Source organism: Brevibacillus sp. NPDC058079 (assembly GCF_042885155.1).
In the GTDB taxonomy this organism is placed as follows: Bacteria; Bacillota; Bacilli; order Brevibacillales; family Brevibacillaceae; genus Brevibacillus.
In genome coordinates this window covers 525,663-550,678 of the sequence record NZ_JBHVSO010000001.1, presented here as the reverse complement: position 1 = coordinate 550,678, position 25,016 = coordinate 525,663, and the positions used below count along the sequence as shown (strand labels likewise).

25 protein-coding genes are annotated in these 25,016 nt (G+C 48.2%); 6 read left to right on the top strand and 19 right to left on the bottom strand.

The annotated features are described in order from the left end of the window. Positions 1-89 precede the first annotated feature (89 nt). Positions 90-464, bottom strand: a complete 375-nt coding sequence (locus ACFVS2_RS02880; RefSeq protein WP_007727358.1) for a response regulator — start codon at positions 462-464, stop codon at positions 90-92. Positions 465-730: 266 nt separating this feature from the next. On the opposite strand from ACFVS2_RS02880, the gene ACFVS2_RS02875 reads away from it, so the two are divergent. Beyond that, positions 731-1,825, top strand: a complete 1,095-nt coding sequence (locus ACFVS2_RS02875) for a bifunctional transcriptional activator/DNA repair enzyme AdaA (RefSeq protein WP_390230661.1) — start codon at positions 731-733, stop codon at positions 1,823-1,825. Positions 1,826-1,846: 21 nt separating this feature from the next. Then, complete coding sequence (locus ACFVS2_RS02870; RefSeq protein ID WP_390230658.1) at positions 1,847-3,310, top strand: MFS transporter; 1,464 nt, start codon at positions 1,847-1,849, stop codon at positions 3,308-3,310. Positions 3,311-3,382: 72 nt separating this feature from the next. Here ACFVS2_RS02870 and ACFVS2_RS02865 read toward each other — a convergent pair whose 3' ends face one another. Continuing rightward, positions 3,383-3,823 (bottom strand): Rrf2 family transcriptional regulator, encoded by a 441-nt coding sequence (locus ACFVS2_RS02865; protein ID WP_390230655.1) that lies wholly within the window; start codon positions 3,821-3,823, stop codon positions 3,383-3,385. Between the two features lie 155 nt (positions 3,824-3,978). On the opposite strand from ACFVS2_RS02865, the gene ACFVS2_RS02860 reads away from it, so the two are divergent. Continuing rightward, positions 3,979-5,268 carry an acyl-CoA thioesterase/bile acid-CoA:amino acid N-acyltransferase family protein gene (locus ACFVS2_RS02860; protein WP_390230652.1) on the top strand — a complete coding sequence of 430 codons (1,290 nt, stop codon included), beginning with the start codon at positions 3,979-3,981 and terminating at the stop codon, positions 5,266-5,268. A 70-nt stretch (positions 5,269-5,338) separates the two neighbouring features. Then, a complete protein-coding gene (locus tag ACFVS2_RS02855; RefSeq protein WP_007727375.1) occupies positions 5,339-5,677 on the top strand; it encodes a histidine triad nucleotide-binding protein in 339 nt (112 codons plus the stop codon). A 10-nt stretch (positions 5,678-5,687) separates the two neighbouring features. Here the strand turns inward: ACFVS2_RS02855 and ACFVS2_RS02850 are convergent, their stop codons facing one another. Further along, positions 5,688-6,665 carry a YpdA family putative bacillithiol disulfide reductase gene (locus ACFVS2_RS02850; RefSeq protein ID WP_390230648.1) on the bottom strand — a complete coding sequence of 326 codons (978 nt, stop codon included), beginning with the start codon at positions 6,663-6,665 and terminating at the stop codon, positions 5,688-5,690. Between the two features lie 149 nt (positions 6,666-6,814). Here ACFVS2_RS02850 and ACFVS2_RS02845 point away from each other — a divergent pair, with 149 nt between their 5' ends. Then, entirely contained in the window at positions 6,815-8,416 is a 1,602-nt protein-coding gene (locus tag ACFVS2_RS02845) for a glycosyl hydrolase family 18 protein (protein WP_390230645.1), read from the top strand. 226 nt (positions 8,417-8,642) lie between these two features. Here ACFVS2_RS02845 and ACFVS2_RS02840 read toward each other — a convergent pair whose 3' ends face one another. The 5 genes from ACFVS2_RS02840 to ACFVS2_RS02820 form a co-directional block, all read right to left on the bottom strand. After that, positions 8,643-9,674 carry a Cfr family 23S rRNA (adenine(2503)-C(8))-methyltransferase gene (locus ACFVS2_RS02840; protein ID WP_390230642.1) on the bottom strand — a complete coding sequence of 344 codons (1,032 nt, stop codon included), beginning with the start codon at positions 9,672-9,674 and terminating at the stop codon, positions 8,643-8,645. 805 nt (positions 9,675-10,479) lie between these two features. Continuing rightward, positions 10,480-10,638 (bottom strand): hypothetical protein, encoded by a 159-nt coding sequence (locus tag ACFVS2_RS02835; protein WP_390230639.1) that lies wholly within the window; start codon positions 10,636-10,638, stop codon positions 10,480-10,482. 151 nt (positions 10,639-10,789) lie between these two features. Beyond that, complete coding sequence (locus ACFVS2_RS02830) at positions 10,790-11,752, bottom strand: L-threonine 3-dehydrogenase (RefSeq protein ID WP_390230636.1); 963 nt, start codon at positions 11,750-11,752, stop codon at positions 10,790-10,792. Continuing rightward, positions 11,749-12,942: a glycine C-acetyltransferase gene (locus ACFVS2_RS02825; RefSeq protein ID WP_173617823.1), complete on the bottom strand. Its 1,194-nt coding sequence runs from the start codon at positions 12,940-12,942 to the stop codon at positions 11,749-11,751. The genes ACFVS2_RS02830 and ACFVS2_RS02825 overlap by 4 nt, the downstream gene beginning before the upstream one ends. Before the next feature lie 293 nt (positions 12,943-13,235). After that, positions 13,236-13,613 (bottom strand): (2Fe-2S) ferredoxin domain-containing protein, encoded by a 378-nt coding sequence (locus ACFVS2_RS02820; RefSeq protein ID WP_026043057.1) that lies wholly within the window; start codon positions 13,611-13,613, stop codon positions 13,236-13,238. A gap of 146 nt (positions 13,614-13,759) precedes the next feature. On the opposite strand from ACFVS2_RS02820, the gene xerS reads away from it, so the two are divergent. Beyond that, on the top strand, positions 13,760-14,872 hold the full coding sequence (xerS, locus tag ACFVS2_RS02815) for a tyrosine recombinase XerS (RefSeq protein WP_007724823.1): 1,113 nt from the start codon (positions 13,760-13,762) through the stop codon (positions 14,870-14,872). Positions 14,873-14,941: 69 nt separating this feature from the next. Here the strand turns inward: xerS and ACFVS2_RS02810 are convergent, their stop codons facing one another. The 11 genes from ACFVS2_RS02810 to ACFVS2_RS02760 all read right to left on the bottom strand — a co-directional run bounded on the left by ACFVS2_RS02810 (position 14,942) and on the right by ACFVS2_RS02760 (position 25,012). Continuing rightward, entirely contained in the window at positions 14,942-15,835 is an 894-nt protein-coding gene (locus tag ACFVS2_RS02810; RefSeq protein WP_390230631.1) for a manganese catalase family protein, read from the bottom strand. Positions 15,836-15,905: 70 nt separating this feature from the next. Further along, positions 15,906-16,154 (bottom strand): YuzF family protein, encoded by a 249-nt coding sequence (locus ACFVS2_RS02805; protein WP_390230628.1) that lies wholly within the window; start codon positions 16,152-16,154, stop codon positions 15,906-15,908. 157 nt (positions 16,155-16,311) lie between these two features. Next, on the bottom strand, positions 16,312-17,127 hold the full coding sequence (locus ACFVS2_RS02800) for a transglycosylase domain-containing protein (RefSeq protein ID WP_390230625.1): 816 nt from the start codon (positions 17,125-17,127) through the stop codon (positions 16,312-16,314). A gap of 105 nt (positions 17,128-17,232) precedes the next feature. Continuing rightward, on the bottom strand, positions 17,233-18,816 hold the full coding sequence (locus ACFVS2_RS02795; RefSeq protein WP_390230622.1) for an acetate--CoA ligase: 1,584 nt from the start codon (positions 18,814-18,816) through the stop codon (positions 17,233-17,235). A 137-nt stretch (positions 18,817-18,953) separates the two neighbouring features. Then, on the bottom strand, positions 18,954-19,952 hold the full coding sequence (locus ACFVS2_RS02790) for a branched-chain amino acid ABC transporter permease (protein WP_390230619.1): 999 nt from the start codon (positions 19,950-19,952) through the stop codon (positions 18,954-18,956). A gap of 7 nt (positions 19,953-19,959) precedes the next feature. Then, the gene (locus tag ACFVS2_RS02785) at positions 19,960-20,820 is read right to left on the bottom strand and encodes a branched-chain amino acid ABC transporter permease (protein ID WP_173617829.1); all 861 of its coding nucleotides are present in this window, start codon (positions 20,818-20,820) and stop codon (positions 19,960-19,962) included. A 27-nt stretch (positions 20,821-20,847) separates the two neighbouring features. Next, a complete protein-coding gene (locus ACFVS2_RS02780) occupies positions 20,848-21,549 on the bottom strand; it encodes an ABC transporter ATP-binding protein (RefSeq protein ID WP_390230615.1) in 702 nt (233 codons plus the stop codon). Beyond that, positions 21,533-22,303 carry an ABC transporter ATP-binding protein gene (locus ACFVS2_RS02775; RefSeq protein WP_390230612.1) on the bottom strand — a complete coding sequence of 257 codons (771 nt, stop codon included), beginning with the start codon at positions 22,301-22,303 and terminating at the stop codon, positions 21,533-21,535. The genes ACFVS2_RS02780 and ACFVS2_RS02775 overlap by 17 nt, the downstream gene beginning before the upstream one ends. A 12-nt stretch (positions 22,304-22,315) precedes the next feature. Beyond that, on the bottom strand, positions 22,316-23,485 hold the full coding sequence (locus tag ACFVS2_RS02770) for a substrate-binding domain-containing protein (protein ID WP_390232374.1): 1,170 nt from the start codon (positions 23,483-23,485) through the stop codon (positions 22,316-22,318). A 67-nt stretch (positions 23,486-23,552) separates the two neighbouring features. After that, on the bottom strand, positions 23,553-24,599 hold the full coding sequence (locus ACFVS2_RS02765; protein WP_390230609.1) for a 3-oxoacyl-ACP synthase: 1,047 nt from the start codon (positions 24,597-24,599) through the stop codon (positions 23,553-23,555). Beyond that, positions 24,596-25,012, bottom strand: a complete 417-nt coding sequence (locus ACFVS2_RS02760; protein ID WP_173617833.1) for a MaoC family dehydratase — start codon at positions 25,010-25,012, stop codon at positions 24,596-24,598. The genes ACFVS2_RS02765 and ACFVS2_RS02760 overlap by 4 nt, the downstream gene beginning before the upstream one ends. Between the last annotated feature and the right edge of the window lie 4 nt (positions 25,013-25,016).

The following is a 25,016-nucleotide window of genomic DNA, read 5'->3' as shown; positions in this document are numbered from 1 at the left end:
GGAACGTAAAAAAGCGCTTCGAAACATAAGACGAAATGCTCGCCTTGGTCCAAGCGCCGTTGCTCTTCATACGATTCACTTTTTTGCGTTCATTGTTTACCCGTAAGCACGAACTCCACTGCCGGTAGCAGTTCTTCTTCCATGACGGGTTTGACCAGATAGGCACATATCCCTTTCGCTTTGGCTTGCATGACCATGTCCTTTTGACTGTATGCAGTCAAGAGAAGGATAGCCGCGTCCGAATGCTCTCGGATAATCCCAGTCGCTGTCAAACCGTCCATAATTGGCATTTTAACATCCATAATAATGAGATGCGGGTTCCACATTTGCGTCAATCGAACGGCCTCTTTGCCGTTTTTTCCTTCAGCTACGACGTTATATCCCTGCTCTTGCAACATCTCGACCAGGTCCATACGCGTTATGGGGTCGTCGTCTATGATGATGACTCGATAATGCTGACGCAATACTCCACCTCCCGATCACCAGTGAACGGACGTGCCAACTACTCATCATTTCCATACGCAACCGACGCCGTTGTCGGTTTATCGCATATTTCTGAATACGTTTATTATATCTATATTTTCAGGCTAATTCCAGCTTAAATCCAGCCCACCCTTCGCCCTCGTTACTTTATAGTGAAGGAACGAGAAAAAAATCAATGTACGATTTTCGGCTGCAGCCATTTTTGGTGAGCGATAAAATGAAAACATAAAAATGGAGGGGGAAACGAATGATAACGGCCGAGATGAAGTCCGAGTATTATCAGGCGTTACTGGATAAAAATTCGGAATACGAAGGTGTCTTTTTTGTTGGAGTCAAGACAACCGGCGTATTCTGTCGCCCGACATGTCCAGCAAGAAAGCCTAAGTTTGTTAATTGTGAGTTTTTTGATCATGCCAAACAAGCACTTCTGGCCTCATTCCGGCCCTGCCAGCGCTGCCGTCCGCTTTCACATCCCAATCATGTTTCAGAACTTGTGCGTCTGCTAGTAAACGCTGTAGAAGAAAACCCCGAGCAGCGCTGGACGGAAAAAGACTTTCAAAGATTATCCGTGGACGCTGCAACAGCGCGCCGCCAATTCAAAAAGCGCTTTGGCATGACGTTCGTCGAATATGCAAGGGCGCGACGGATGGGGATTGCGCTAAAAGAAATCAGAGAAGGAAAAGCAATCATCGATGCCCAACTATCCACCGGGTACGAGTCCAGCAGTGGTTTTCGAGACGCATTTTCACGAATTATGGGGGCAGCCCCTACTCTTCTTGGAGATCATCATGTCTTAAAGGCATCGTGGCTGGATACGCGACTCGGTCCCATGATAGCTATCGCAGATGAAGAAGTGCTATATCTACTTGAATTCATTGATCGCCGCGGCTTGGAACGAGAAGTTGAACGTCTTAGACAAAGAACGAAGTCAGCGATTATCCCTGGTTCCACATCGCCAATCCGTTCAATTGAACGTGAGTTAGAGGCGTATTTTGACGGAAAGGTAACAGAATTTGCAACGCCTTTGTTCTTGGGCGGATCGCCTTTTCAAAGAATGGTCTGGGAGCATTTACAAACGATCCCCCCCGGTCAAACTTCATCCTATTCCGATGTTGCAGCAGCTATTGGGAAACCAAGCGCCTTTCGTGCTGTCGCTCAAGCAAATGGTGCGAATCAGTTAGCGATTGTCATTCCTTGTCACCGTGTCATCAACTCCAATGGTGATTTGGGTGGGTACGGGGGAGGACTTTCACGTAAACGCTGGCTGCTTCATCATGAAAAAGAAACACCCGCCCCATTTGACTCAGATTCGAGAAAAATCCGGCAAATGGATCATGGATGAATAAGCAAAGGAGTGTACAAATTGACACCCGTACAATCGAATAAATGGGCTGTTTTATCTGTGGTCACGCTTGTTTCGTTCATTACCAACTTAGACGCGACGATTGTGATTATCGGTCTTCCTGCTATCATGGAAGATTTGCGCATTCCGATCAACATTGGTATGTGGACGATTACCGCTTTCTACATCATGAGCACATTATTTTTGCTTCCAGCTGGACGTTGGTCGGATATGCTCGGTACCAAGCGCATTTTTTTATGGGGGCTCGCCTTGTTCACGATTTCCACTGCGCTTTGCGGTTTTGCGAACTCAGGCGCAACACTGATCGGTGCACGACTCCTTCAGGGGACTGGTGCTGCAATGGCAATGGCATCAGCAACACCAATCCTCATACGGACATTCCCACCCAATCAGCTCGGAATCGCTCTCGGGATTAACAACCTATCATGGGTAACTGGATCACTCATCGGTCCGGTGATCGGAGGCGCGCTTATCGGTGGTTTCGGATGGCGATCCATCTTTTTTGTAGCTGTCCCCGTTGGCGTCATTGGCTTGATCGCTGGCCTCCTAGTTCTCAAAAACACGCCCCCAATCGAAAAGGGCACGACTGACTGGCCGGGCATTTTGACCTTTGGACCAGGGTTAGTCGCTCTGCTTGTCGCACTATCTGAGGGGCAGTCTTGGGGTTGGACATCTGTACTTACACTTAGCCTATTTGCAACCGCTCTACTTTTTTGGATAGCATTTGTACTCATCGAGCTACGTGTCCGGCATCCACTTTTTCCTCTAAGCCTTTTCACCTATCGAAACTATTCGATTGGTCTTGGAATTACGATGAGTTATTGCATTGGTTACTTCGCCGTCACCATTCTCCTGATGCTATATCTGCAAGGGGCACATCGCTTAAGCCCTTTGGAAGCAGGATTGTTATTGATCCCCTTATCCATTCCGCAACTCTTCACGGCCCCCTTTGGCGGTAAACTTGCCGACCGTTTTGGCCCCGTGCGCATGATTCTGTTAGGATCATTTCTAATAGGCTTAGCCCTACTGCTACTTGGACAACTTGGTTCTCAGTTATCGAGCATGGCTGTGATTATCCCGCTTCTTATCATATCCGCCGCCACTGGTCTGTCCTGGCCGTCGCTCGCGAAAGCAGTCCTATCTGCCGCTCCGCAAGAGCGCGCTGGCTCCGCTTCAGGCATGTTCTGGACCGTCTACGAAATGTGTCGAGCAATAAGTCAAGCTCTTTCATTGGTAGTCGTACAGCTAAGCGTCAAGTCTTCAGCCGTCTTGCCGCTATTTTCCGAAACGGGAGCTGGAGAGCTCGCTCAATCGAAGAGTGACTTGATCTATGCAACGAACAACGGTTTCCGATTCTTTGCCATCTTCTTCGCTATCGCAATCGTGTTAGGATTTTTTCTCATGAGGCCACAATTAAAGAAAGACAGCTGGAAGGAGAAGAAAATAGCCCGCCCATCCGGATGAGCTGCGCAAGCATTGTTGCTGGCACTCCTTCCTCGCAAAAATGCCCTCGCTTACGCAAGGGCATTTTTGTTCTTACTGCGCTTTTTCGGTTATTTTTTGACGTAGATTATCTACGAGCTCGGACATTTTCACTCCGCCCAAAATCTCCTCCATGGCATGCTGCGCACGGGTCAAAATCAACTCTAGCACAAATTGTATATTCGCTCCCACTGGACAATCGGGATTCGGTTGATCATGGATGTGAAAAAGTTGCCCTTCTTCCACGACATCGACTGCACGGTAAATCTCTAGAAGCGTGATTTGATCCAGTTCCTTGGCGAGAGAAGCGCCGCCAGCTCCGGCACGTACGTTCACGAGCCCAGCCTTCTTCAACAGCCCCAGCACACGTCGGATCACGACCGGATTCGTATTCACACTACCTGCGATCCATTCGGAAGTGCAATGCGAATTAGAATCAATGGAAAGCAGTGATAAGATGTGGACCGCAATGGAGAAACGGCTGCTGATTTTCATACGTTGTCACCCTTTCGTTGTAATGATTATAGTTACACCCCGTGCGAGAAGTCAAGTTAACCATACCGTCACATTTCGTCACGTCGAACTTTTATTCATTCTACTATAATGACTGTGTCAAGTGTTCCCGTAATCTGGAAGGAGTGTTGACAAAAATGATGCTTCCACAAATTGAAGTTACGCCTGCTACAGCCTTGATAGATGTTCCCGTCCATATTACACTCAGCGGGTTTGTCCCGAATCAATTAATCACCCTTCATGCTACTCTAAAAAATGGGTTGCCTGGAGGAGATTTGACTGCATCATCACATGCCATCTTTCAAGCGGACGCAAATGGCTCAGTCGATTTGGTTTCTCAAGCCCCCTTGTTTGGTACATATGAGGGAATTGATCCGATGGGGCTGTTCTGGTCTATGAATGTACAGACCATGCGTTTTTATCATGCTTATTCTCTGGACAATTTTCAGTTCACCCCACGCTCCACCGAGATAGAATTAACGGCAGAAGTCTACGATAAACCCGTAACGAAAGCAGTCGTGAAACGTATTTTTGTCTCCCGAGACGTATCGATACAGAAAGTGACAGACCATGGGCTAGTCGGTCTGTTTTTTTCAAACCCCCACACAGAGCAAAGACCCGCCATTGTCGTACTTGGTGGAAGCGAAGGTGGAATTGGTTCCTGCTCACAATTCGCTGCTTTGTTCGCCTCTCACGGCTATCCAGCGCTTGCACTCGCTTACTTTCACTGCAATGATCTTCCTGACGATATTCGCCAGATCCCGATCGAATATGTTCAACGCGCCATTCATTGGCTACAGCAGCAGCCCTCCGTACATCCTGATAAAATTACGTTATTCGGACGTTCCAAAGGAGCAGAATTGGCATTAGTCACAGCATCAATCGATCAATATGTACATGCTGTCATTGCTTCGAGTCCCAGCTCTACTGTTACGATCGGGACGGATAGGGCATTTGCTGGTTCAGACACGTTCTCCCCACATTCCTCTTGGTCGTTACAAGGAGAGCCTCTTCCATTCGTGTCATGGACAGAGGAGCAGACAAAAGTCTCGCAGGTGCGGCTCGACGCTGGTCAACGTATCGATCACATCCATGCCGAAGCATGGGCTGCTTGTGAGTGGTTAGAAGATGCCGAAATTCCGGTAGAAAAAATCAATGGTCCGATCCTCTTCCTCTCCTCGGATGACGATCACTGGTGGCCTGCAGCAGAGCATTGCGAGCAAATGGTACAACGGCTGAAGGACTATCAGTTTGCTCATTCTGTGGTGCATTTGCGTTACGCGGATACAGGACATGGGATCCGTTTTCCATACATACCGACTACCCGCACACAACTCAATGGTGGTACGCCCAAAAATAACGCCTACGCATCCGAGCACTCTTGGCGTGAGGTTCTTCAGTTTTTGGAACGGACTTTTCCAGAGTAATAAACAGGGAAAGCCTACTCGCATGACGAAGTAGGCTTTATCTATCATTTTAGAAAGGATGTATAGCCCTATGGACTGCCTATTTTGCAAAATTGTAAACGGAGACATTCCGTCTAAAAAAGTGTATGAGGACGAGCATGTATTGGCTTTTCATGACATTAATCCTGTTGCTCCTGTACACGTCCTGATGATTCCGAAAAAGCATATTCAATCCGTTCTAGCTATCGAGCCTGAGGACAAGGAGCTGATCGGTCACCTCCATCTGTCGCTGCAAAAAGTAGCAGAAACAATGGGCGTGAACGAGGATGGCTTCCGTATCGTAACCAACATTGGCAAACACGGACAACAAACCGTCTTCCATCTGCACTACCATCTCATCGGAGGCAGACAATTGGAGTGGCAGTTCTAATCACTAGCAGCTACTGCTCCCTTTGAGTGGCAATGTGGCGGGCGATACCTTCACCGTGAAACCTTCCATTTTCAATAAAAATAGCGTTTGCGTGATGGCCCGCCGCAATAACTCCTGCTATATAGAGACCTGGAATGTTCGTCGCCATCGTCTCGGGATGATGCGCAGGGATTCCCGTTTCCTCTTCAATCATAACCCCTAACGAATGAAGGAATGTACGATCCGGACGATATCCAATCAAAGAAAACACATGATCATTGGCAAGCGTAATGACTTCCTCCCCTGTTTTCACCTTGATGGAACGCTCCTCAATGCTCTCGACTGTTGCACCGAACAGCATATGGATGCGTCCTTTTTTGATCAGACTCTCAAAAACAGGCCTTGTCCATACCTTGACCTTGTCAGATAGCTCCGTTCGGCGGCAAATCACCGTTACTTCTGCTCCAGCCCGCTCCAGTTCCATCGCCGCGTCTACGGCAGAGTTGTTTCCCCCTACTACCGCTACTTTCAGCCCTGTATAAGGATGTGCTTCCTTATAGAAGGATGAAACCTTCGGCAACTCCTCGCCCGATACATGCAGTCGATTCGGATTATCAAAGTAACCTGTGGCAATCACCAAGTTTTTCGCTTCGTACGTATGTTTATTGGCGAATCGGTCCGTTGTCGTGACTTGAAAGCCAGTTGGCGTCTTCTTCGCTTCCGTTACCGTTTCATATGCGTTCACGCGCAATTTTTCTCGCGCTACTACCAGTCGATAGTAATTGAGTGCCTCCTGTCTGGTCGGCTTGTCGTTCGCCGTTGCAAAAGGGACGCCCCCAATTTCCAGTAAATCAGGTGTGCTATGAAAAATCATGTAGGTCGGGTAGCGATAAATCGAATGGACAAGCGACCCTTTTTCAATAATGATGGGATCAAGCCCGGCTCGCTTGCAGGCAATTGCCGCTGCCAGTCCACAAGGCCCACCGCCTACAATCAGTACGTCTTCCATTTCTCTCCGCCTCGCTTCATTCTCTCTATTCTTATTCCTCCATCATATCATATCGCATTCCCAGAAAAAGAGTTCGGGCACCCCTGCAAGGTTTCTACCAATATCTGACCAATGAAAGAATGGTTCTCTCTCCTTATACTGGATGTATGATGAAAAAACAAAACATACATATCTGGTTAGTCTCCTTTGCTTTTTTGGTGTACGGTCTCTCTTTTGCCATAGGAGTCCCTGCATCCACAGCATCGACGAAAAATTTAAAAGATATCGCAAACAGCTATGCGATAGAGCAAATCCGCTCGCTACAGGCGGCAGGTGTCATCTCCGGAGATGAAAACGGGTATTTTCACCCGACTCGCCCGGTGACACGTGCTGAGTTTGTCGCGATGCTCACAAGAACGCTCGGTATTAACCCGGTGGTCAGCAACGTCGCAGCCTATTCGGATGTCCCGAAAAACTCTTGGGCATACGGATACGTACAAGCTGCTGCCGGACTTAACATCGCGAATGGCGTCAGTCCTTCTACATTTGCTCCGAAGCGGACGATCTCCCGCGAAGAGGCCGCTGCGTTTCTCGTACGCGCACTGGAACAGAGCATTTCGTCTTCTTACCAGTTGCCCTTGAAGGATGCCAATGCGATTTCGAGCTGGGCACGTGCCTCCGTTAGCCACGCCATGCAGAAAAAATGGTTGGTTGGCTACAATGGCTACTTCCGCCCGACTCAAGCACTATCGAGAGAAGAAACGGCTGTTATTTTGCATCGAATTCAGGAGAATCTGAAGAAGCAAAACGTTACTGCAAAGCCTCTTGTCTCTCTCGGATGGCAATACCAATCAACAACAGAGGAGTTCATTGCACAAGTCAAGAAAAGTGGAGTCAACACGCTGTCGCCGCGCTGGTACTTCCTGCAAAAAGACGGAACGATCAGCGACTCTACGGATACTTCACTTGTCCATTGGGCACATGCGAATGGCAAGCAAGTGTGGCCGCTATTCGGTAATAAATTCGATCCCGATGCTACCCACACCATGCTGTCCGATCCCAATAAACGAAAAGCAGCCGTGCAAAAGCTTTCTTCGTTCATTGATAAGTACCAACTAGATGGGATTAACATCGATTTTGAAGGGTTCTCCCCTGCGGATCGCAACAACTTCACCTTGTTTATCCAGGAGCTCGCGACTGCTCTTCACGCAAAAGGTGCCGTCCTGTCAGTAGATATTCCGCCTGATGGTGATTCAGATTGGAGCGATCCTTTTGATTTTGCTAAATTAGCAAAGCACGCAGATTATTTGGTAGTAATGGCCTATGAAGAGCATTGGGTAGGCGGGTCAAAAGCAGGCTCCGTGGCATCCTTGCCTTGGTTTACGAAAGTCATTACCGACCTGCTTGACGAGGTTCCGACCCAAAAGCTGATAGCCGGAATGCCTCTTTACACACGTGACTGGTACCAATCGAATGGGTCATTGAAATCGACAGATATCAGCATCCCTCAGTCTTACCAGTTGCTCTCGCAATACAGAGCAAAAACAGTATGGGACGATAAAGTTGGACAATACCGTTCGACGTATCAAAAGCAAGGCGTCACGCACACGATTTGGCTGGAAGAAAGCCGTTCAATTGGGCTAAAAGCTCAGGCTAGTCTGCAATGGCAAATTGGTGGACTGGCGTACTGGTACGTTGGCTCTGAATCAACTGATATGTGGACAGCCATTGCCAATTCAATAGCCCTTAAACATGCACGTGAAAAACTGTAAGAATCATGAAAAGAAGCGCCCTCGTCCGGCTATAGCCGTGGCAGAGGCGCTTCTTTTTGTTGTGCTAGGCAATTCTCAATAAGCTCCTATTGTGAAAGGGCGAAAAGTTCCGTATATTGAAATGCTCCCCCCTATTCAACAAGGCACAGTTGTTCGTTGAAAATAATGTTCTAGACAGTCGTAGATCCGCAGCGTCCGTCGTAATAAATTTAGTTTCCGACATCGATTATTTGGAGCGGTATAGCTGACCGCATGCCGCGTTAATGTCCGATCCGAATTGAGTTCGGACCGTAATGCTGATACCCTTTGACTTCAAGATCCGAACAAACGCTTTAAACCGATTAGGATCAGATTGCCGATAGCTGTCTGGCGAAACTTCGGTCGAATTGAATGGAATCAGGTTAACGTGATAGAGATGTTCGCCAGGTCCCCTTCCCTTTAACAACTCGGCAACTGCTTCCGCATGCGCCGTCGAGTCGTTGACTCCTCGAAGAAGAATATACGCAATATACACCTTTCTCCCGGTATGCCGGATATGACGATCCAATTCCTTCAGCACGTCGCGGACTGGGAATCGGTCGTTGATCGGCATCAGCCCGCTTCTCTGATCATCAAACGGCGAATGCAGTGAGAAGGTTAGATTGACCTGCGGAAACTCCCGTGTGAGCTTGTCAATCCCCGGCAACAGGCCGATGGTGGAAATCGTAATTCGTCGATGTCCTAAACCAAAGAGATGCGGGTCGGTCAAAATCGTCATTGCATCAAATATATGCGGGTTGGCAAGCGCCTCCCCCATGCCCATGAATGAGACGCTGTCCAAGGCGTGGCCGTTCAAGCAAAAGTGCAGCAATTGGTCAGTAATTTCGTCGGCGGTCAGATTTCGTTTCAAGCCAATGGTACCGGTGGCGCAAAACCTGCACCCGAATCCGCAGCCGCACTGTGTGGAAATACAATACGATTTCCACCCCCGTTCATAAGTAAGTCGTACGGCCTCCACGCGTTCGTCGCCCGCAATGGCAAACAGCACCTTGCTGACCTGTTTCGAAGTGAGTTCTTTTACCGGAACGATGCTGCAGACGTTCGGTCCAAGTATCCGGGTCAACTCATCGCGCAAAAATTTGGGCAGTATGGTCATCCGTCCGTATTCGCCGATGTTTTGCTTGAAAATCGCGTCCATAATCTGAGCATACCGATACTCGGGCTGTTTGAAGTCGGACAATATTCGCCGAATCGTTTCATATTTCGAGGATAGTCTCATGTCTTCTCCTTACCGCCGGAGAAAACGTAAAAAAGCAACCGTCAGTTGGCACTTTGACACGTCGTTAACCAACTATACAGAAAAAGCGCATACGTTTGCAGACGCGTCGCTACGTGCTCCTATCGATAGATTGGTAAACCTCCGGCAACCGATTTGTTTTTTTGTGAACCGCTTCATCTAACAGGAATCGGTTCACACAATCATCTACAACCTCAATCTCCATCGCGTTCATCCTCCTAGAAATGGTTTTCTTTCAGTTCCACAAATGCAAATAAACACGCTCGCAGAGGCTTTTCGCTTGCATTCTCAAAGTTGTTGTCGTAACTGCCATTACAGGCAAACGTCAGGTTCGTTACCTTGATCAATGATATGTCGGTAACCTCTTTTGTTAAAATAAAAAGAGCTACAAGAAAGTTACCTTTCTTGTAGCTCAAAAAAATACGGCAAATCCAGCCCCGTTCAGGGAATGAAAAGGGTATATTTTTTGAGTGAAAAGAATAAGGTAACTTTCTTGCCAATGAAGAACAAATCAAACTTTGCTTTATTCTTCAAAAAGTGGCAAAAAATATTACATTATCCTCTTCAACTCCAATCGTTACGTGTCAGAACGATCTTAACATACCCCCTTATACATTGCAACTTCAGAGGGAACACGATGATTAACACCTATTAGCCTCAACAACAAATGCTCCTGTAAGCCACAATAACCGTCCTTGTTTGGACGGTTTTCCATTTGTGCGAAGCATAACAACCGGGAACGAGAAAAACCTCCCGGACTCTGGAAGGCTTTGTTTGTTACAAGGTGTCAGCGATCTCGAACGGTCTCGGTATTATTTGACCAGCCCCAGCTTTCTATTGTTCGTTCCTCATTATCAGAGTCTTTACTGTCTTGTATATTTGGGATGACTTGTCTTTCTTCGTCGTGCTTCGAATGGTTGTCCTGCAAGTTTTTAGATAAATCCATGGTTCTCCCCCTCTCTTTTCGTAATGTGCCCGTAGAACGGGAAAGGCATTCAAAAGTCTTGCACAGTGCATGTGATTGGAAAACAAAAAAACTGCCACCTCTCTCGTATCACGTACAAGAAGAAATGGCAGTTTTCTTTTTCACTCTTCGTTTATCCGACTTGTTGGAGCAACTTTCCCCGCAATTTTGCGAGCATGTCCTCAGTCATTTTGTCCAAGTCGTACTCCGCTTTGAAGCCCCACTCTTGCAGGGCAGCCGTAGCATCAATGGAGTTCGGCCAGCTGTCGGCAATCGCCTGACGCACAGGGTCGACTTCATAAGAGAGCGTAAACTCAGGAATGTGTTTACGGATCGCTGCTGCTACATCTTCTGGCTCAATGCTCATCGCAGTCACGTTGAACGCATTGCGGTGAATGAGCTTGGAGGAATCTGCTTCCATCAGGGAAACAATCGCATTCAGCGCATCAGGCATATACATCATATCCATGTACGTGCCTTTGCCGATGTAAGACGTATACGCTCCATGCTGGATCGCCTTGTAGTAAATGTCTACTGCGTAGTCAGTCGTACCACCACCTGGAGGCGCTACATACGAGATCAGACCTGGGAAGCGTACGCCGCGCGTATCTACCCCAAATTTTTGATAATAGTAATCGCAGAGCAACTCACCGGATACTTTATTTACACCATACATGGTCGTAGGGCGTTGAATCGTGTCCTGCGGCGTGTTGTCCTTTGGTGTAGTTGGACCAAATGCACCAATCGAGCTCGGCGTAAAGAACTGGCAGTTCAACTCACGTGCTGCTTCCAGAGCGTTTACCAGCCCGCCCATGTTCAGGTTCCATGCCAAGAGAGGCTTTGCTTCAGCTGTTGCAGACAACAGGGCAGCCAAATGCATAATGGTATCCACGCCATGTATCTTCGCCAGCTCAAACATCCGGTTCCCGTCAGTGACATCAAGAACTTCGAATGGACCCGATTGCACGACAGGATCGTCTTCGTTTTTCCGGATATCTGTGGCGATGACTTGATCCGCTCCGTAAATATCGCGTAATTTCATGATGAGTTCGGAACCAATTTGTCCTAACGCCCCGGTTACCAGAATTTTTTTCATTTCAGGATCCCCATTTCTTTCCCAACTTTTTCGTAGATGCTAAGGGCACGATCCAACATTTCTTTGCTATGTGCCGCTGTTGGCATATTCCGTACACGGCCGGTTCCTTTTGGTACAGTCGGGAACACGATCGCTTTCGCGTACACGCCCTCTTCATACAGTCGCTTGCTGAACTCTTGAGTCTGCTGTTCGTCTCCGATAATGCAAGGAGTGATAGGCGTTTCGCTCTCCCCGATATTGAAGCCGAGTTCTTTCAAGCCTTTTTTGAGGTAATGTCCGTTATCCCACAACTTGTCGTGCAGCTCGGTGCTGTTCATCAAAATATCGATAGCCGCAATGGAAGCAGCCACATCCGCTGGAGTCAGCGAAGTCGAGAACAGGAACGGTCTGCTGCGTACTTTGAGCCAGTCGATCAGATCCTGGCGTCCCGCTACATAACCGCCGACTACCCCAATTGCTTTGGAAAGTGTTCCGATTTGGAAGTCGATTTTATCAGACAGGCCAAAATGCTTAACCGTTCCTGCCCCTTTACCGAGAACACCAGAGCCGTGGGCATCGTCTACATACGTAATCAAGTCATATTGTTCGGCTACCTCTACGATTTCCGGCAGCTTGGCAACATCGCCATCCATCGAAAATACGCCGTCAGTAATGACCATCAACTTTTTATATTTGCCAGATTCTTTCGCTTCCTTCGCTTTCGCACGCAAGTCATCGATATCGGAGTGATTCACACGGATAATTTGTGCACGAGACAGGCGGCATCCATCAATAATGGAGGCGTGGTTCAACTCGTCAGAAAGAATCGCATCGTCCTTGTCCATGACAGCAGAGATCGCAGCCATGTTGCAGTTAAAACCAGATTGGTAGGCAATAGCGGCTTCCGTGTGCTTGAAGGCAGCGAGCTTTTCTTCCAGCTTCACATGCAAGTCCAAGGTACCATTAATTGTACGAACAGCCCCTGCCCCTACGCCGTATTTGCTTGCTGCTGCAATCGCAGCGTCCACAAGACGTTGATCAGTAGCCAAGCCCAGATAGTTATTGGAGGAGAGGTTGATCAGTTCTTTTCCTGCAATCGTAATGACAGGACCGTTCGCGCTTTGCAATGGGTCTATGACGTTGTACAGTCCCTTGCTCTTCAAATCTGCCAGATTTTCATGTAAAAAATGTTCAAGTGTTTTGCTCGCCAACGAGAATCCCTCCATTATTCAGCCATCGATTAGTAAGTTCCACAAAAACAATTGTTCACGCTGTATGGACACATCATTTTGATAAAATTCGCATAAAATCAACTTAATCTACAGACATTTTACCACCATTTACTTAAAACGTCCACATCACAAAGACATATTGTTAACGCTTTCAATCATTTTCCTTTCGATAATGTCATCTCTCCTACTTTCTCCTTTTGTCCTAATTCGTAGACTCCCGAAAATGAAAAAACCACTCTCTTGCTTCATGTGAGCAGATCGTGGCCATTTCCTCATTTTTTTGCCTTTTGTGATTTTAAGATACCAGGCTTGGTGTCTATCGTACGCACAAAACCGTTCGTTTCGAAGCGATGCGTCATCAAGGCCTCTACTGGTCTACCGTTTTGAAAATGCTCTTCCACTAACAGCTGTGCATCTTCTGGCGTCACGTTTTCATACCAGATTCCCTCGGGGTACACGATCATCACGCATGCGTCCTCACATCGCCCGTTGCAACGCGTGCGGGTTGTATGTACATAGTCATCCAAACCTGCGTTGGTAATCGCTTCGCGTATCGCTACCGTAACCTCTTCGCCACCCTTGCGCATACAGCTTCCACCATTACAGATCAGCACATGATGCTTTGTCTGAGATAAGTCCCATGTTGCCACTACATATCCACTCCGTTCTTGTCCAACATCCATCCACTCTCCCCATCATGACGGTTTCTTGTTCAATTTGCAATTCCCAGAACGTTTGGTTTTTGATAGAATATATGTTCGTATACGTTTTACAAAAAGATTTTGGTGGTGAAAGCATGTCCGTTACTAAACAGCGCGATGCCTTGCAGCTTTTGCAAACAGTGGGCTCCTACCCATGGTATGTCGAAAAGTTTATTGAGCATAAAAAAGCAAAAAAGAATTCACCCTCCACCTTGCTTGGATACCTCCGCGATTTCTCTTTTTTCTTTCGCTGGATGATGACAGAAGGATTGAGTACCGCGACGGATATGAAGGACATTCCGTTAAGCGATTTGAATGACTTGAAGAAGGAAACGGTAGAAAGCTATATTTTATACTTGCAGGAGTCGCATCTATATGAGCGATCCGTTTTGCTCTCGAACCCTACCAAAAGCGCGAAAAAAGAGTATAGCGACCGCACCATCAGCAGAAAAATATCGAGCCTGAAATCGCTTTTTCATTACTTGTCTGCCCTCGCTGAGGATGAGAATGGGGAGTCGTATTTGACACGGAATGTACTCGCCAAAATCGAACTGGAGATCACGGAGCTGACTCCCCTCGCACGCGCCCACGCCATTCGGGCAAAAATCCTGATTGACGACGAAATCTATCAGTTCGTCGATTTTGTCTACAACGGATATCTGGCCCATTGTGATACGGAAAAAAAGAAGCAGTATCACATGCAAAACCGCGACCGGGATACTGCCTTGATCGCGATGATTCTCTCCGGTGGCTTCCGTGTGTCAGAGATCGTCAGTCTCGATCTATCCGACATTATTATGGAAAAAAACCAGTTGAAATTGATCCGCAAAGGAAAGAAAGAGGACGCTCCTTTTTTCAGTGACTGGGGCAAGGAGTACTTAGCCAAATACTTGCAGCTACGTGACAAATACAATCCCGAACCGCAAGAGGACGCTGTTTTTCTCGCTGTTTCCCCGACCAATCCGAATGGGCATCGCATTGAAGTGCGGTCTGTCCAAAAACTGGTCAAAAAGTATGCCAAAGCATTCGGCATCCCCGATTTGTCTGTCCATAAGCTTCGTCACAGCTTTGCTACACAGTTTCTCCGCTTGAATCCTGACCCCCATCAGCTCCAAGCACAACTGGGGCACTCCAAAATCGAAACGACCATGCAGTATGCCCATGTACTAGAAGATGCTCTGGGTAAGGCTGTGAACCGAACGACGTAAGACTGCCTCAACAAGAACAAGTGACCAATCTGCGGACTGGTCACTTTTTTCGTGCTTTTTCCATTCCATCTACATCCCCGCTGACCTTTGCAAGCGCTCCGCGATTTTCATAAAGTCTTCCCGCGATATACCTGGCGCAAATTCTTCTGGCAGTTCATCTAAGTCCGGAACAGGGCCGCCATCCGGGACGCCTTGAATGACTTCCGCTGTTCCACCATCAGGCAACGGGCCGCGCCAAATCATGGCAATATCCTGATAGTCCTGATAGCTGAATGTAAACAGCTTGCGATTCAATCCCATCTCGATATACGGGTGAGTCGCATCGAATTGTGTGTTATCCAGATTGGGAACAGGCAGCATTTTCGTCATATCCACACCCGTAGCGATCTCCAAGGCTTTGGCGTACGCTACGATATGGACGCCCCCTCTGACTAGCAAGTAACCGATCATGGCCCGAGCTGTGGGATGATCCGTCATTTCGTACACCCTCATTTTATGAGTACGCGCCCCACACTCGAGAAAAAAGTTGTGCAAAAGATCAAGCACCAGATTCCCGCTCGAAAATACGTAATCACCTGTCCATGATTTTCCCATGGAGTCGCCTGGCATCGCGGTTTGTGCGGTCGCAATAAAATGGTACGTATTGCGCTTATTCAATCCGTTATTCAGTGGAGTCGTATCAGGGTCCCCCGGCCGTGTAATGCCTTTCATGCACAAATTGATTGCATTGGAGACCAGCTCCACATGCCCGACTTCTTCCGCCGTAATGCTGGCGACCAAATCATAAAAAGGCTTTAGTTTGCTCTTGCCGCGAAAGTTGAAGGATTGGAACAAATAATTGTTTAGCGTTGACATCTCACCAAAGCGACCGCCCAATAGCTCCTGGACGGCCGCAGCGGCGTTGGCATCTCCGTAAGCCGGTTCTGGCAACTCAATTGCCAACCTATTGATACGAGTAAACAACCTACTTCCCTCCCCCATTTTGCACTTACCTGTACTGTTTTATGTGGGCGAAGGGTTGTTTCATACCAGTTTAAAACGGCATGACCCAGACGATCTGTTGTATGCGTACAAAAAACGTAGAACCACCCGTCTGTAGTACCACATGGTCAGGTAGCACATCGACAACGTTTCCACGGACATTCCCTTGGGTTGTTTGAATGGCAACTTCACGCCGTATGACACTTTGCAACGTCTGGTACAAATAAGGGTCAATGTAGGAATTCATAGAGGGGGTACTCGACGCTGGTTGTGCTTGTGTCTGAAAAGGATACGAACTCATAACGTTTTTGGACTCCTTCCTGTAGTTCCTCCCTGTATTTTATGCAAAAGGGCTGGGATGGGTGAGTGCACAGGAAGTGGCTTACCATTCTGCATGCTTGTTCTGTTCCATAGCAAAAACCCCCTGCCATCCAGACAGGGGATTCTAGCACATTCGATTAATTAGCTGCGCGTTTGGCAGTAGGAACAACGGATATCTGCTCATTCTTTGCCAATGTACTCTCGCTCTGATCGATCACTTCCAATTCGTTCATCCGATTCAACACAACCGCTTGCCGTTCTTTGGCTCGGTCCCAGTTCTTTACCGGTGAGTAACGCTCTGGTCCTTTCGGTAAAGAAGCCAGCATTGCCGCTTCTCCCAGTGTTACCGCTCGATCTCCAGTTTCTGTTGCTTTTTTTCCGAAGTAAAAGGGAACAGCCTTGCCAATCCCGTATTTTCCGTGCCCGAAATAAATGACGTTGAGGTACATTTCGAGCAGTTCTTTTTTGCTGTATCGCTGTTCCAATTGCAAAGCGATCGCGATTTCCTTCACTTTTCTGGTCATCGTTTTGTCGTTCGTCAGAAACAGGTTCCGCGCCAACTGCATGGTAATCGTACTTCCGCCTTGCACGTAGGCACCTTCCTTGATATCCACCCAGATCGCTCGGCTCAATCCAATCGGATCTACTCCTGGATGCTGCATAAACCGATGATCCTCTATCGCAACGAACGCCTTCCACACATGATCAGGCATTTCGTCCAGCTTTACATAGCTGTCGGATTGCTGTATAGCAGCCAGCTTTTTTTCATCTATCCATATATTCCCTGTCCACGCAAGCACGATCGGCGCCAAGATGGCTGCCATCATGATCACGAGAAAACAGATACGCAGTCGTTTTTTCCAACGAACACCAAGTTTTTTGATGCTTTTAGGCATGCTCGCCGCTTCATACAAGTCGGTGTTTCTTCCTAATGGGATTGGAAGGTGGTTCATACTGCATTCCCCCTTGCCTTGCTTCTACTCACATTGTAGGGGATGCACGTATTTCGTCCCATCGAATCCACTTACAGCAATCTTACAATTTCGTAAGACAAACTATCACGAATGCTGATTTTGCTGTACCTCCTGCTGCCGCAGCTCGATCCGTCTGATTTTACCGGAGGTCGTCTTCGGCAGCTCCTGTACAAATTCAATTTTGCGCGGGTATTTATAAGGAGCGGTTAATTGCTTGACATGATTTTGCAATTCCACGATCAACTCTTCGGATGGCTCATTCCCTTTTTTCAGGATGACAAAGGCTTTTACCACATGCCCACGCTCTGGATCTGGACTGGCAACCGCTGCACATTCCGCTACTGCCGCGTGCTTCACCAACGCATCCTCGACCTCAAATGGACCAATCGTATATCCGCCAGAGATGATAATGTCGTCCGAACGTCCTTCGAACCAGATGTAGCCATCTTCGTCCATGCGACCTTGGTCACCCGTCACGTACCAGTCGCCGCGAAACGCTCTGGCAGTTCGTTCGGGATCATCCAGATAGCCTTTGAACAGTGCTACCATATGGCGATCAATGGCAATATCGCCCACTTTGCCTACTGGCAGCTCCGCTCCTTCTTCGTCAATAATGGCGCTCCTCACAACTGGCGATGGCTTGCCCATTGAACCTGGCCTTGGCTCCATGCCGACAAAGGTACCCACCAGCAACGTGTTCTCTGTCTGTCCATATCCATCTCGCACGGTCAACTGGAACACGCGGCGGAATGTGTCGATCACTTCCCGATTGAGTGGTTCACCGGCGGAACATGCGGAGCGCAAGGTGGACAGCTTGTATTGTTCCAAATCCGTTACTTTTGCCATGATTCTGTACTCGGTTGGTGTCGCACACAAGACAGAAACCGGATAATTTTGCAGAATCGTCAAATAATTATCCGCAGAAAACTTTCCTTTATAAACAAACGCGGTCGCTCCCAGCCCTAACGTTGAGACAAACGGGCTCCAGATCCACTTGGCCCAACCAGGCCCAGCCGTTGCCCAAACCACGTCACCTTCGCGAACGTCCAGCCACTGCGTAGCGGCCACAGCCAAATGCGCAAACGGCCAACCGTGAACGTGCATAACCCCTTTTGGTCCCCCAGTTGTACCTGATGTATAAGACAGGAAGGCCAGCTCATCCGATTTCGTGTTTACTACCTCAAATTCTGTGTCCTGCCCCTGGAGCAAGCCTTCAAGCGAAATCCAGCCTTCTTTCTCTTCTCCCGTCGTGATGTAGTGTTGCAAGGTAGAACAGTTGCCTCTCGTCAGATCAACCTCACTCATTGCTCCCCCGAAACTGACCACAGCCTTGACTTTTGCATGATTGATCCGGTACTCGATATCTTTGGAACGCAGCATCTCAGACCCTGGCAATATCACTGCCCCCATCTTCAGCAGTGCCAAATAGAGACCATAAGCCAATGTTCCTCGGGAAACCAGGACGAGTACCCGATCCCCATGCTCGATTCCAATGGACCCTAAACCATTCGCAATTTTGTTTGAATATTGGCGCAAATTTCCGTACGAAAGGATATGTTCCTGACCTTGTTCATCTAACTCCCAAACCGCTCGTCTCTCCGGATGTTTTTTTGCCCATTCGTCCACCTGGGCAGCGAAGTTATAGTTCACTGGCATGTTTAGTTCCATAGGCACATCTCCACCTTTTCTAAGATTGATGAATAATAATTCGACATCACTATAATTCTCACCTTTTTCTTTCGACAAAAATGGGACAAAAAAAGGCCAACCTTTTGCATCGGTTGACCTCCCTTCTTTCATTCCTATCACTCTACTTGCTCCGAGATTGTTGCTGCCTGAACGGAACGCTGTTTTCTTTTTTCCCTCCACTCTTGAAAGCTACCGACAATTCCGCTCGGAAAGCAGAGCACGACCAAAATATAGAGCAAACCGAGGAAGATGACCCATCTCTCGAATATCGGGTGAAGCTTCGCCAACTCAGTCAGCCCGTGATGCGCCAGCTCTACGATTCCCGACCCCCAAATGGAGCCAAATAGCGTTCCCAGCCCACCGATCATGCTCATCAAGAGTGCATCTAGCGTCGTTTCAATCGAAAACACTTGGGTGTTCACGAAGCGTAGCATGACTGCGTACAAGCCTCCACTAATCGCAGCAACCACTCCAGCGACAATGCTGACGATTACCTTATAATGAAGAATTTGATAGCCTAACGCTTCCACACGTTGTTCATTTTGACCGATGGCTTTCAAGACCTTGCCGAGTGGAGAGTGCGTAAACGCTCGCAAGATGACGAACAGCATGACCATTAGGATCAGGCATACATAGTAAAAGGACAAACGGTCACGAAACAGCTCAGGCACAGGGAAAGTGAAGCCATCCCCACCCATCGTCAACGATCGCCATTTTTCTGCCAATACGAATAGTAGCTGGGAAATCGCCAAGGTCAGCATCGCATAAAAATGACTTTTCAATCGCAAGGACAGCATCCCGATCAAATAGCTGAGAATACCGGAGAGCACGATGGCAACAAGTACGCCAAGCAAGAAATAACTGATCGTCGCGTCAAAGTTTTTCAGGAATAAAGACACGGAGTACGCACCTATTCCGAAAAACATACAGTGCCCGAACGAGACGATCCCCGTATAGCCAAGCAACAAATCAAAGCTCATCGCAAAAATCGCAAAGATAAAAATTTGGGTGAACAAGATGTACATGCTTCGCGAGTCTGAAAGAAACGGCAAAACCGCCAAGGCTAGAAAGACAAACACAATAAATCGATGGTTCAACAATCCAGATGTAGTCAACGCATGATCACCCCTTCGCTCCAAACAGGCCGGATGGTTTGATAAGCAGCACTGCCAGCATTAGCAGCATGTTCACTGCCAGTGAAAGCTCTGGAACGAAGTAAGCCATGAACGAGCCAAGCACCCCTACTAAAACCGCCGCAATCATAGAGCCTTGAACGCTTCCCATCCCACCAACAATGACGACGATGAATGCCAGAATCGCATACTGCATACCCATTTCCGCAAAAATAACCCCAGAATACGGTGCCAGCAGACTTCCTCCGAGCGCAGCCATGCCTGCTCCCAGCAAAAAGACGAATGTAAACACTTGTTTAATATTGATGCCGAGTGCCTGCACCATTTCCTTATCGATCACACCCGCTCGGACGATCAAGCCTAGTCTGGTTTTGGTTAACAACAGGTGCAACCCGACGTACACAACGATTCCCACTGCGATGACAAACAAGCGATAGGTGATCAGTATGATGTCGCCAAGCTCGATGCTCCCTTGCAAATAATCCGGTAATACTGCCCGAATGGGATTGGGACTCCAAAACACCTTGAGCAATTCACTTATCACAAGCATCCCGCCCAATGTCACGAGCAGTTGCTGAATATGATCACCGTATACGGGACGGATCAGCACGCGCTCTAAAACGAAACCGAGCAGCATCCCGATGACGACAGCACCTACAATGGCCAGAAGAAAGCTATCCGTCAATCCGAAAAGCCATACACCAGCAAAGGCTCCCCAGGCAAACAATCCACCATGGGCAAAGTTCAACACACTCATTAAGCCAAAGATCAGCGTGAGCCCGGAAGCGAGCAAGAAAATGAGTATGCCTGTCGCCAGTCCATTTACAAGCAAATTAATCGCGACATCCATTTCATCCTCCCCCTCCCTGTTATACGCTCAGGCAATGCCCAAATATTTTTGTCGCGTATCTGCATCATCCTTCAACTCCTGCATCGCGCCACCGCGGACAATTTTTCCTTCATCCATCAAGTAGTACTGCTCGCCGATCATGCTCGCCATCATAAAGTTTTGCTCGACTAAAAGCACGGTCGTTTTCTGCTTCATCGATTCGATGTGGAACATGAGCTTTTCAACCATGATGGGCGCCAGTCCCTTGCTCGGCTCGTCAATTAACAGGAGTCCGTTGCTGTTCACATAAGCTCGAGCAATGACCAGCATTTGCTTTTGACCTCCACTTAAGTGCCCACTTTTCTTTTTCCAGTAGTGACGCAGGTCAGGGAATAGATCCAGCATCCACGCGAGCTTTTCTTTTTGTTCGTCGTCATTTTTTTGCATGGCGAGCCGGAATGTCTCTTCTACCGTAAAATCATGAAAAATCCCTTGATTCTCGGGCACATAGCCAATCCCCTTACGCGCGATGGAATAGGTCGGCAGATGTCCGATTTCTTCTCCTAGATAGCGAATTTGGCCATGACGGATCGGAGCAAGCCCCATGATGGAACGAAGCGTCGTTGTTTTTCCCGCTCCGTTTCGACCAAACAAAACAGTAATACTGCCGGCTTGCACGGATAGCGAGACACCCTGCAAGATGTGAAACTGGTCGAGGTACGTTTCAATCTGATCAAGTTGCAGCATCATGCTTATACAACCCTCCCAAGTAGGCAGACTGCACCTGTTCATTTCGCATCATGTCGGCCGGTGTCCCCTCAGCCAATAGCTCTCCATGAAACAGAACGACCATGTGATCGGAGAGTGATTTGACCATGTCCATCTTGTGTTCGATGAGGATGATCGTGCACGAATTGCTTTCCTTAATCGATTCGATCACCTTCAATACAGCTGGGACTTCCTCCAACGAAATCCCCGCCGTCGGTTCGTCGAGTAATAGAACATCTGGACGCAGTCCAAGGAGCATGGCCAGCTCCAGCTTTCGTTTCTCCCCGTGCGCCAGTAGGCTCGCAAGCACATTCGCCTTTTTCTCGAGCAATACCAGATGCAGCAATCGCTCAACTTCCTCTGCCTGTCGCATCTGATCTGCCTGGGAAATCCATAAACGAAACCGAACTCCCTGTGCTGCTTGTACTGCCAATCGAATATTTTCCCGCACCGTTAGCTTGGGAAATAAGTTTGTCAATTGAAACGATCGACCAATACCCAATCTCGTTCGTGCTGCTGGGGGCAAGTGTGTAATATCTTGCCCCTTGTACTGGATCGTTCCTTGCGATGGAGTAAGCTGCCCGCTCAACAAGTTAAACAACGTCGTCTTTCCGGCTCCATTCGGTCCGATGATCGAAGTAAATCGCTGCTTCGGTATGCGTAGCGATACCTTGTTTATGACCGTTTGCTCCCCGAATGCTACGCTGAGGTCAACCGTTTCCAACAAGTAACTCATCACACACCTCCTCTACTTCTGGTTCCTGACAGGTGGTGCTGTCTCTTCCATCGTCATCTCCCGGACGAGTACAGGCACAGGATGATCGACTCCGTCTTTTTTCTCCAGCTTGATCGCGTACAACGTTTGCAGTGCCTGATGGTCCTCCGCCCGGAACTGCATCTGGCCCTTCGGCGTATCAAAGGTCATGCCTTCCATCGCAGCAATCAGCTTCTCCGAATCTGTATCGGCGTTCGTCTTTTTCAATGCTTCCACAATCGCTACGGCTGCCGTCATCCCGCCTGCCGTAAATAAATCTGGGATCTCGCCATTAAAACGCTTTTTGTGCTCATCGATGAGCCAGTCGTTCATTTTCGTTTTCGGGAGCGAATGGTAATACACCGAGAAACCTTCCATTCCGATCATTGCCTCCATCGTTTTCAAGGCAGCGATATCAGGTGCTCCCGTAGATACCTTGATGCCTTTTTGCTGAACCTGCATATCTTGAAGCTGTTTCCAAGGGGAGTTGGAGCCTGCCCACGTGATGAAAACATATTCGGGTTTGGCGCTAATGATTTTTTGGATGTTGGCTGTAAAATCAGTCGTGTTCGTGTCCACATATTGTTCTTCGATAATGACTGCCCCTAATTTTTCAGCCGCGGTCTTAAAGGCTTCGATTCCTTCTCGACCGTAGGCGCTGTCTTGAGCCATCGTCGCGATCTTCGTTCCTTTGGAAGCAATCGCCGCAGCGCCAGCAACTGCGTCCTGCGAAGAATTTCGACCCGTGCGGAAAATGTACTTGTTCCAGTTTTTCCCGGTGATACTATCTGCTACAGCCGGTTCTACGACCATGATTTTTTTGTACTCTTCTGCTAGGGGAAGGACAGCCAGCGTATCGCCTGAACTCGAAGAGCCTACGAGAAAATCTACCTTGTCGGTCTCCAGGAGCTTCGTCGCTTTTTGGACGGCAACATCCGGCTTCGTCTCCGTATCCTCCACGACGAACTCGATCTTTTTGCCAGCGATCTCTCGCTTGCCCTCTGTTGCATAATCGAGTCCGAGCTCAAAACCTCGCGCCGTCTGCTTTCCGTAGCTCTCCAATGGCCCCGTGAGCGAAGCGAGTACGCCTACCTTGACCGTATTACCACCACCAGATGAAGCGCTTTCATTTTGGCTGCAACCAACAACAAGCACGACAGACATCGCTAGCGGGAGCAACATTTTCCATCCTCTTTTTTTCACACCCGTTCCTCCTTAAGAGTCAAAATGTTCATTGCGATTCGGCTAACCATTCCAGTACAGTTGCAGCCCACGTATATCCTGTTCCAGCACTGACAGCTACGACAATATCCCCTGGGGCAAGACGTCCCTCTTGCTGTGCGACATGAAGTCCAATACACGGATCAAGTGCAGACAAATGCCCATAATGATCGAGATAGACGGCCTGCTCCTCGCTAAGTTGCAATCGTTCCAACAGCTCTAAGAACATCGAACGCTTTGTGTGCAAAGGAAGTAGCAGCTTCAAATCGCGTAAGGAACGATTGCTTTTTGCCAATGCCTGCTCTACCACATGGACAAAGTTCGGTATCGAGATGGGATCAAGTCGTTCTTTCATATCGCTCGGATTCGGCACATCGATGTAGTGGAGTCTGTTTTCCACCGTTTCATGACTAGGTTGTTGCTTAGAGCCGCCTGCGGGAACCCTTATATCATCGTGAAAAGAACCATCGGTAATCACACAACTGTGGAGAATTCTGCTCTTTGTAGCACCACGCTTTACGAGAGCCGCTGTCCCCCCATCTGCAAAATTAAACATGAAGCGCGAGCGAGGATTGTCGTAATCGACGATTTGTGATTCTTTACAGCCAGCAACCAGCAAAATGTTTTCAATGGATGCATCTGCCGTCAGCATATCTTTGGCAACCTTCAAGGCGATTGGAAAGCATGAGCTGACGTTCATCATCTCGAAACCGTATGCGTTTGTCGCTTTTAGTTCGTATGTAATCTTCGGTGCGCTGGACCATACATAGTAATCTTTGTGCGGACTGCCGAAGTAAATAATCACGTCAATCTCAGATGGATCGATCACCGAGTCGGTCAGCTGTTGGGCAGCGAGCACAGCGAGGTCTGATGCATGAAGGGTGTCATCTGCGACATGCTTTTGGTATAGACCGAATTTTTCGATAATGACTCGCGTGGGGATTCCTGTCTTTTCAGCCAATCGCTCAGCTGTTTCTACTCCCTCCGGAAAAAATACAGACGTCGCTTCCACTCCGATGGTCTGCTCGTGGACCGTATTCGCTGCAAAATGATTCATACTTTCGCTCCTTCCTTCGGTACGAGCATCGTCGCTGTTCCAGTCAGAACTACTTTTCCATGCTGATTCGTGCATTCCGTAAGCAATCGGATTATGCCCCGCTCTTCCTGATATTCCAGCACGGTGGCGGTCGCAGTGATCGTATCTCCGATCAATACCGGAGCCGTAAACTGAATGGTCTGGTCTTTGTAAATGGAACCGATGCCAGGTAGCTGCATCCCGAGCAATCTGGAAAACATGCTCGCCGTCAACAGTCCATGTGAGATACGCTGGCCGAATCGCGTGTCTTTTGCGTACTGTTGGTCGATGTGCACTGGATTGTAATCCCCACTCATTCCCGCAAATAGGACGATATCTGTTTCCGTAATCGTTCTGCTAAAAGATGCTTGCTCCCCTATTGCAAATCTCGCCATGCGA

Bases quoted from the DNA above. Each gene is read 5' to 3' on its own strand.
- ACFVS2_RS02875 (WP_390230661.1), top strand. From the start codon at position 731: ATGATAACGGCCGAGATGAAGTCCGAGTATTATCAGGCGTTACTGGAT.
- ACFVS2_RS02865 (WP_390230655.1), bottom strand. From the start codon at position 3,823: ATGAAAATCAGCAGCCGTTTCTCCATTGCGGTCCACATCTTATCACTG.
- ACFVS2_RS02860 (WP_390230652.1), top strand. From the start codon at position 3,979: ATGATGCTTCCACAAATTGAAGTTACGCCTGCTACAGCCTTGATAGAT.
- ACFVS2_RS02855 (WP_007727375.1), top strand. From the start codon at position 5,339: ATGGACTGCCTATTTTGCAAAATTGTAAACGGAGACATTCCGTCTAAA.
- ACFVS2_RS02850 (WP_390230648.1), bottom strand. From the start codon at position 6,665: ATGGAAGACGTACTGATTGTAGGCGGTGGGCCTTGTGGACTGGCAGCG.
- ACFVS2_RS02845 (WP_390230645.1), top strand. From the start codon at position 6,815: ATGAAAAAACAAAACATACATATCTGGTTAGTCTCCTTTGCTTTTTTG.
- ACFVS2_RS02840 (WP_390230642.1), bottom strand. From the start codon at position 9,674: ATGAGACTATCCTCGAAATATGAAACGATTCGGCGAATATTGTCCGAC.
- ACFVS2_RS02835 (WP_390230639.1), bottom strand. From the start codon at position 10,638: ATGGATTTATCTAAAAACTTGCAGGACAACCATTCGAAGCACGACGAA.
- ACFVS2_RS02830 (WP_390230636.1), bottom strand. From the start codon at position 11,752: ATGAAAAAAATTCTGGTAACCGGGGCGTTAGGACAAATTGGTTCCGAA.
- xerS (WP_007724823.1), top strand. From the start codon at position 13,760: ATGTCCGTTACTAAACAGCGCGATGCCTTGCAGCTTTTGCAAACAGTG.
- ACFVS2_RS02805 (WP_390230628.1), bottom strand. From the start codon at position 16,154: ATGAGTTCGTATCCTTTTCAGACACAAGCACAACCAGCGTCGAGTACC.
- ACFVS2_RS02800 (WP_390230625.1), bottom strand. From the start codon at position 17,127: ATGAACCACCTTCCAATCCCATTAGGAAGAAACACCGACTTGTATGAA.
- ACFVS2_RS02795 (WP_390230622.1), bottom strand. From the start codon at position 18,816: ATGGAACTAAACATGCCAGTGAACTATAACTTCGCTGCCCAGGTGGAC.
- ACFVS2_RS02785 (WP_173617829.1), bottom strand. From the start codon at position 20,820: ATGGATGTCGCGATTAATTTGCTTGTAAATGGACTGGCGACAGGCATA.
- ACFVS2_RS02780 (WP_390230615.1), bottom strand. From the start codon at position 21,549: ATGATGCTGCAACTTGATCAGATTGAAACGTACCTCGACCAGTTTCAC.
- ACFVS2_RS02775 (WP_390230612.1), bottom strand. From the start codon at position 22,303: ATGAGTTACTTGTTGGAAACGGTTGACCTCAGCGTAGCATTCGGGGAG.
- ACFVS2_RS02770 (WP_390232374.1), bottom strand. From the start codon at position 23,485: ATGTCTGTCGTGCTTGTTGTTGGTTGCAGCCAAAATGAAAGCGCTTCA.
- ACFVS2_RS02765 (WP_390230609.1), bottom strand. From the start codon at position 24,599: ATGAATCATTTTGCAGCGAATACGGTCCACGAGCAGACCATCGGAGTG.
- ACFVS2_RS02760 (WP_173617833.1), bottom strand. From the start codon at position 25,012: ATGGCGAGATTTGCAATAGGGGAGCAAGCATCTTTTAGCAGAACGATT.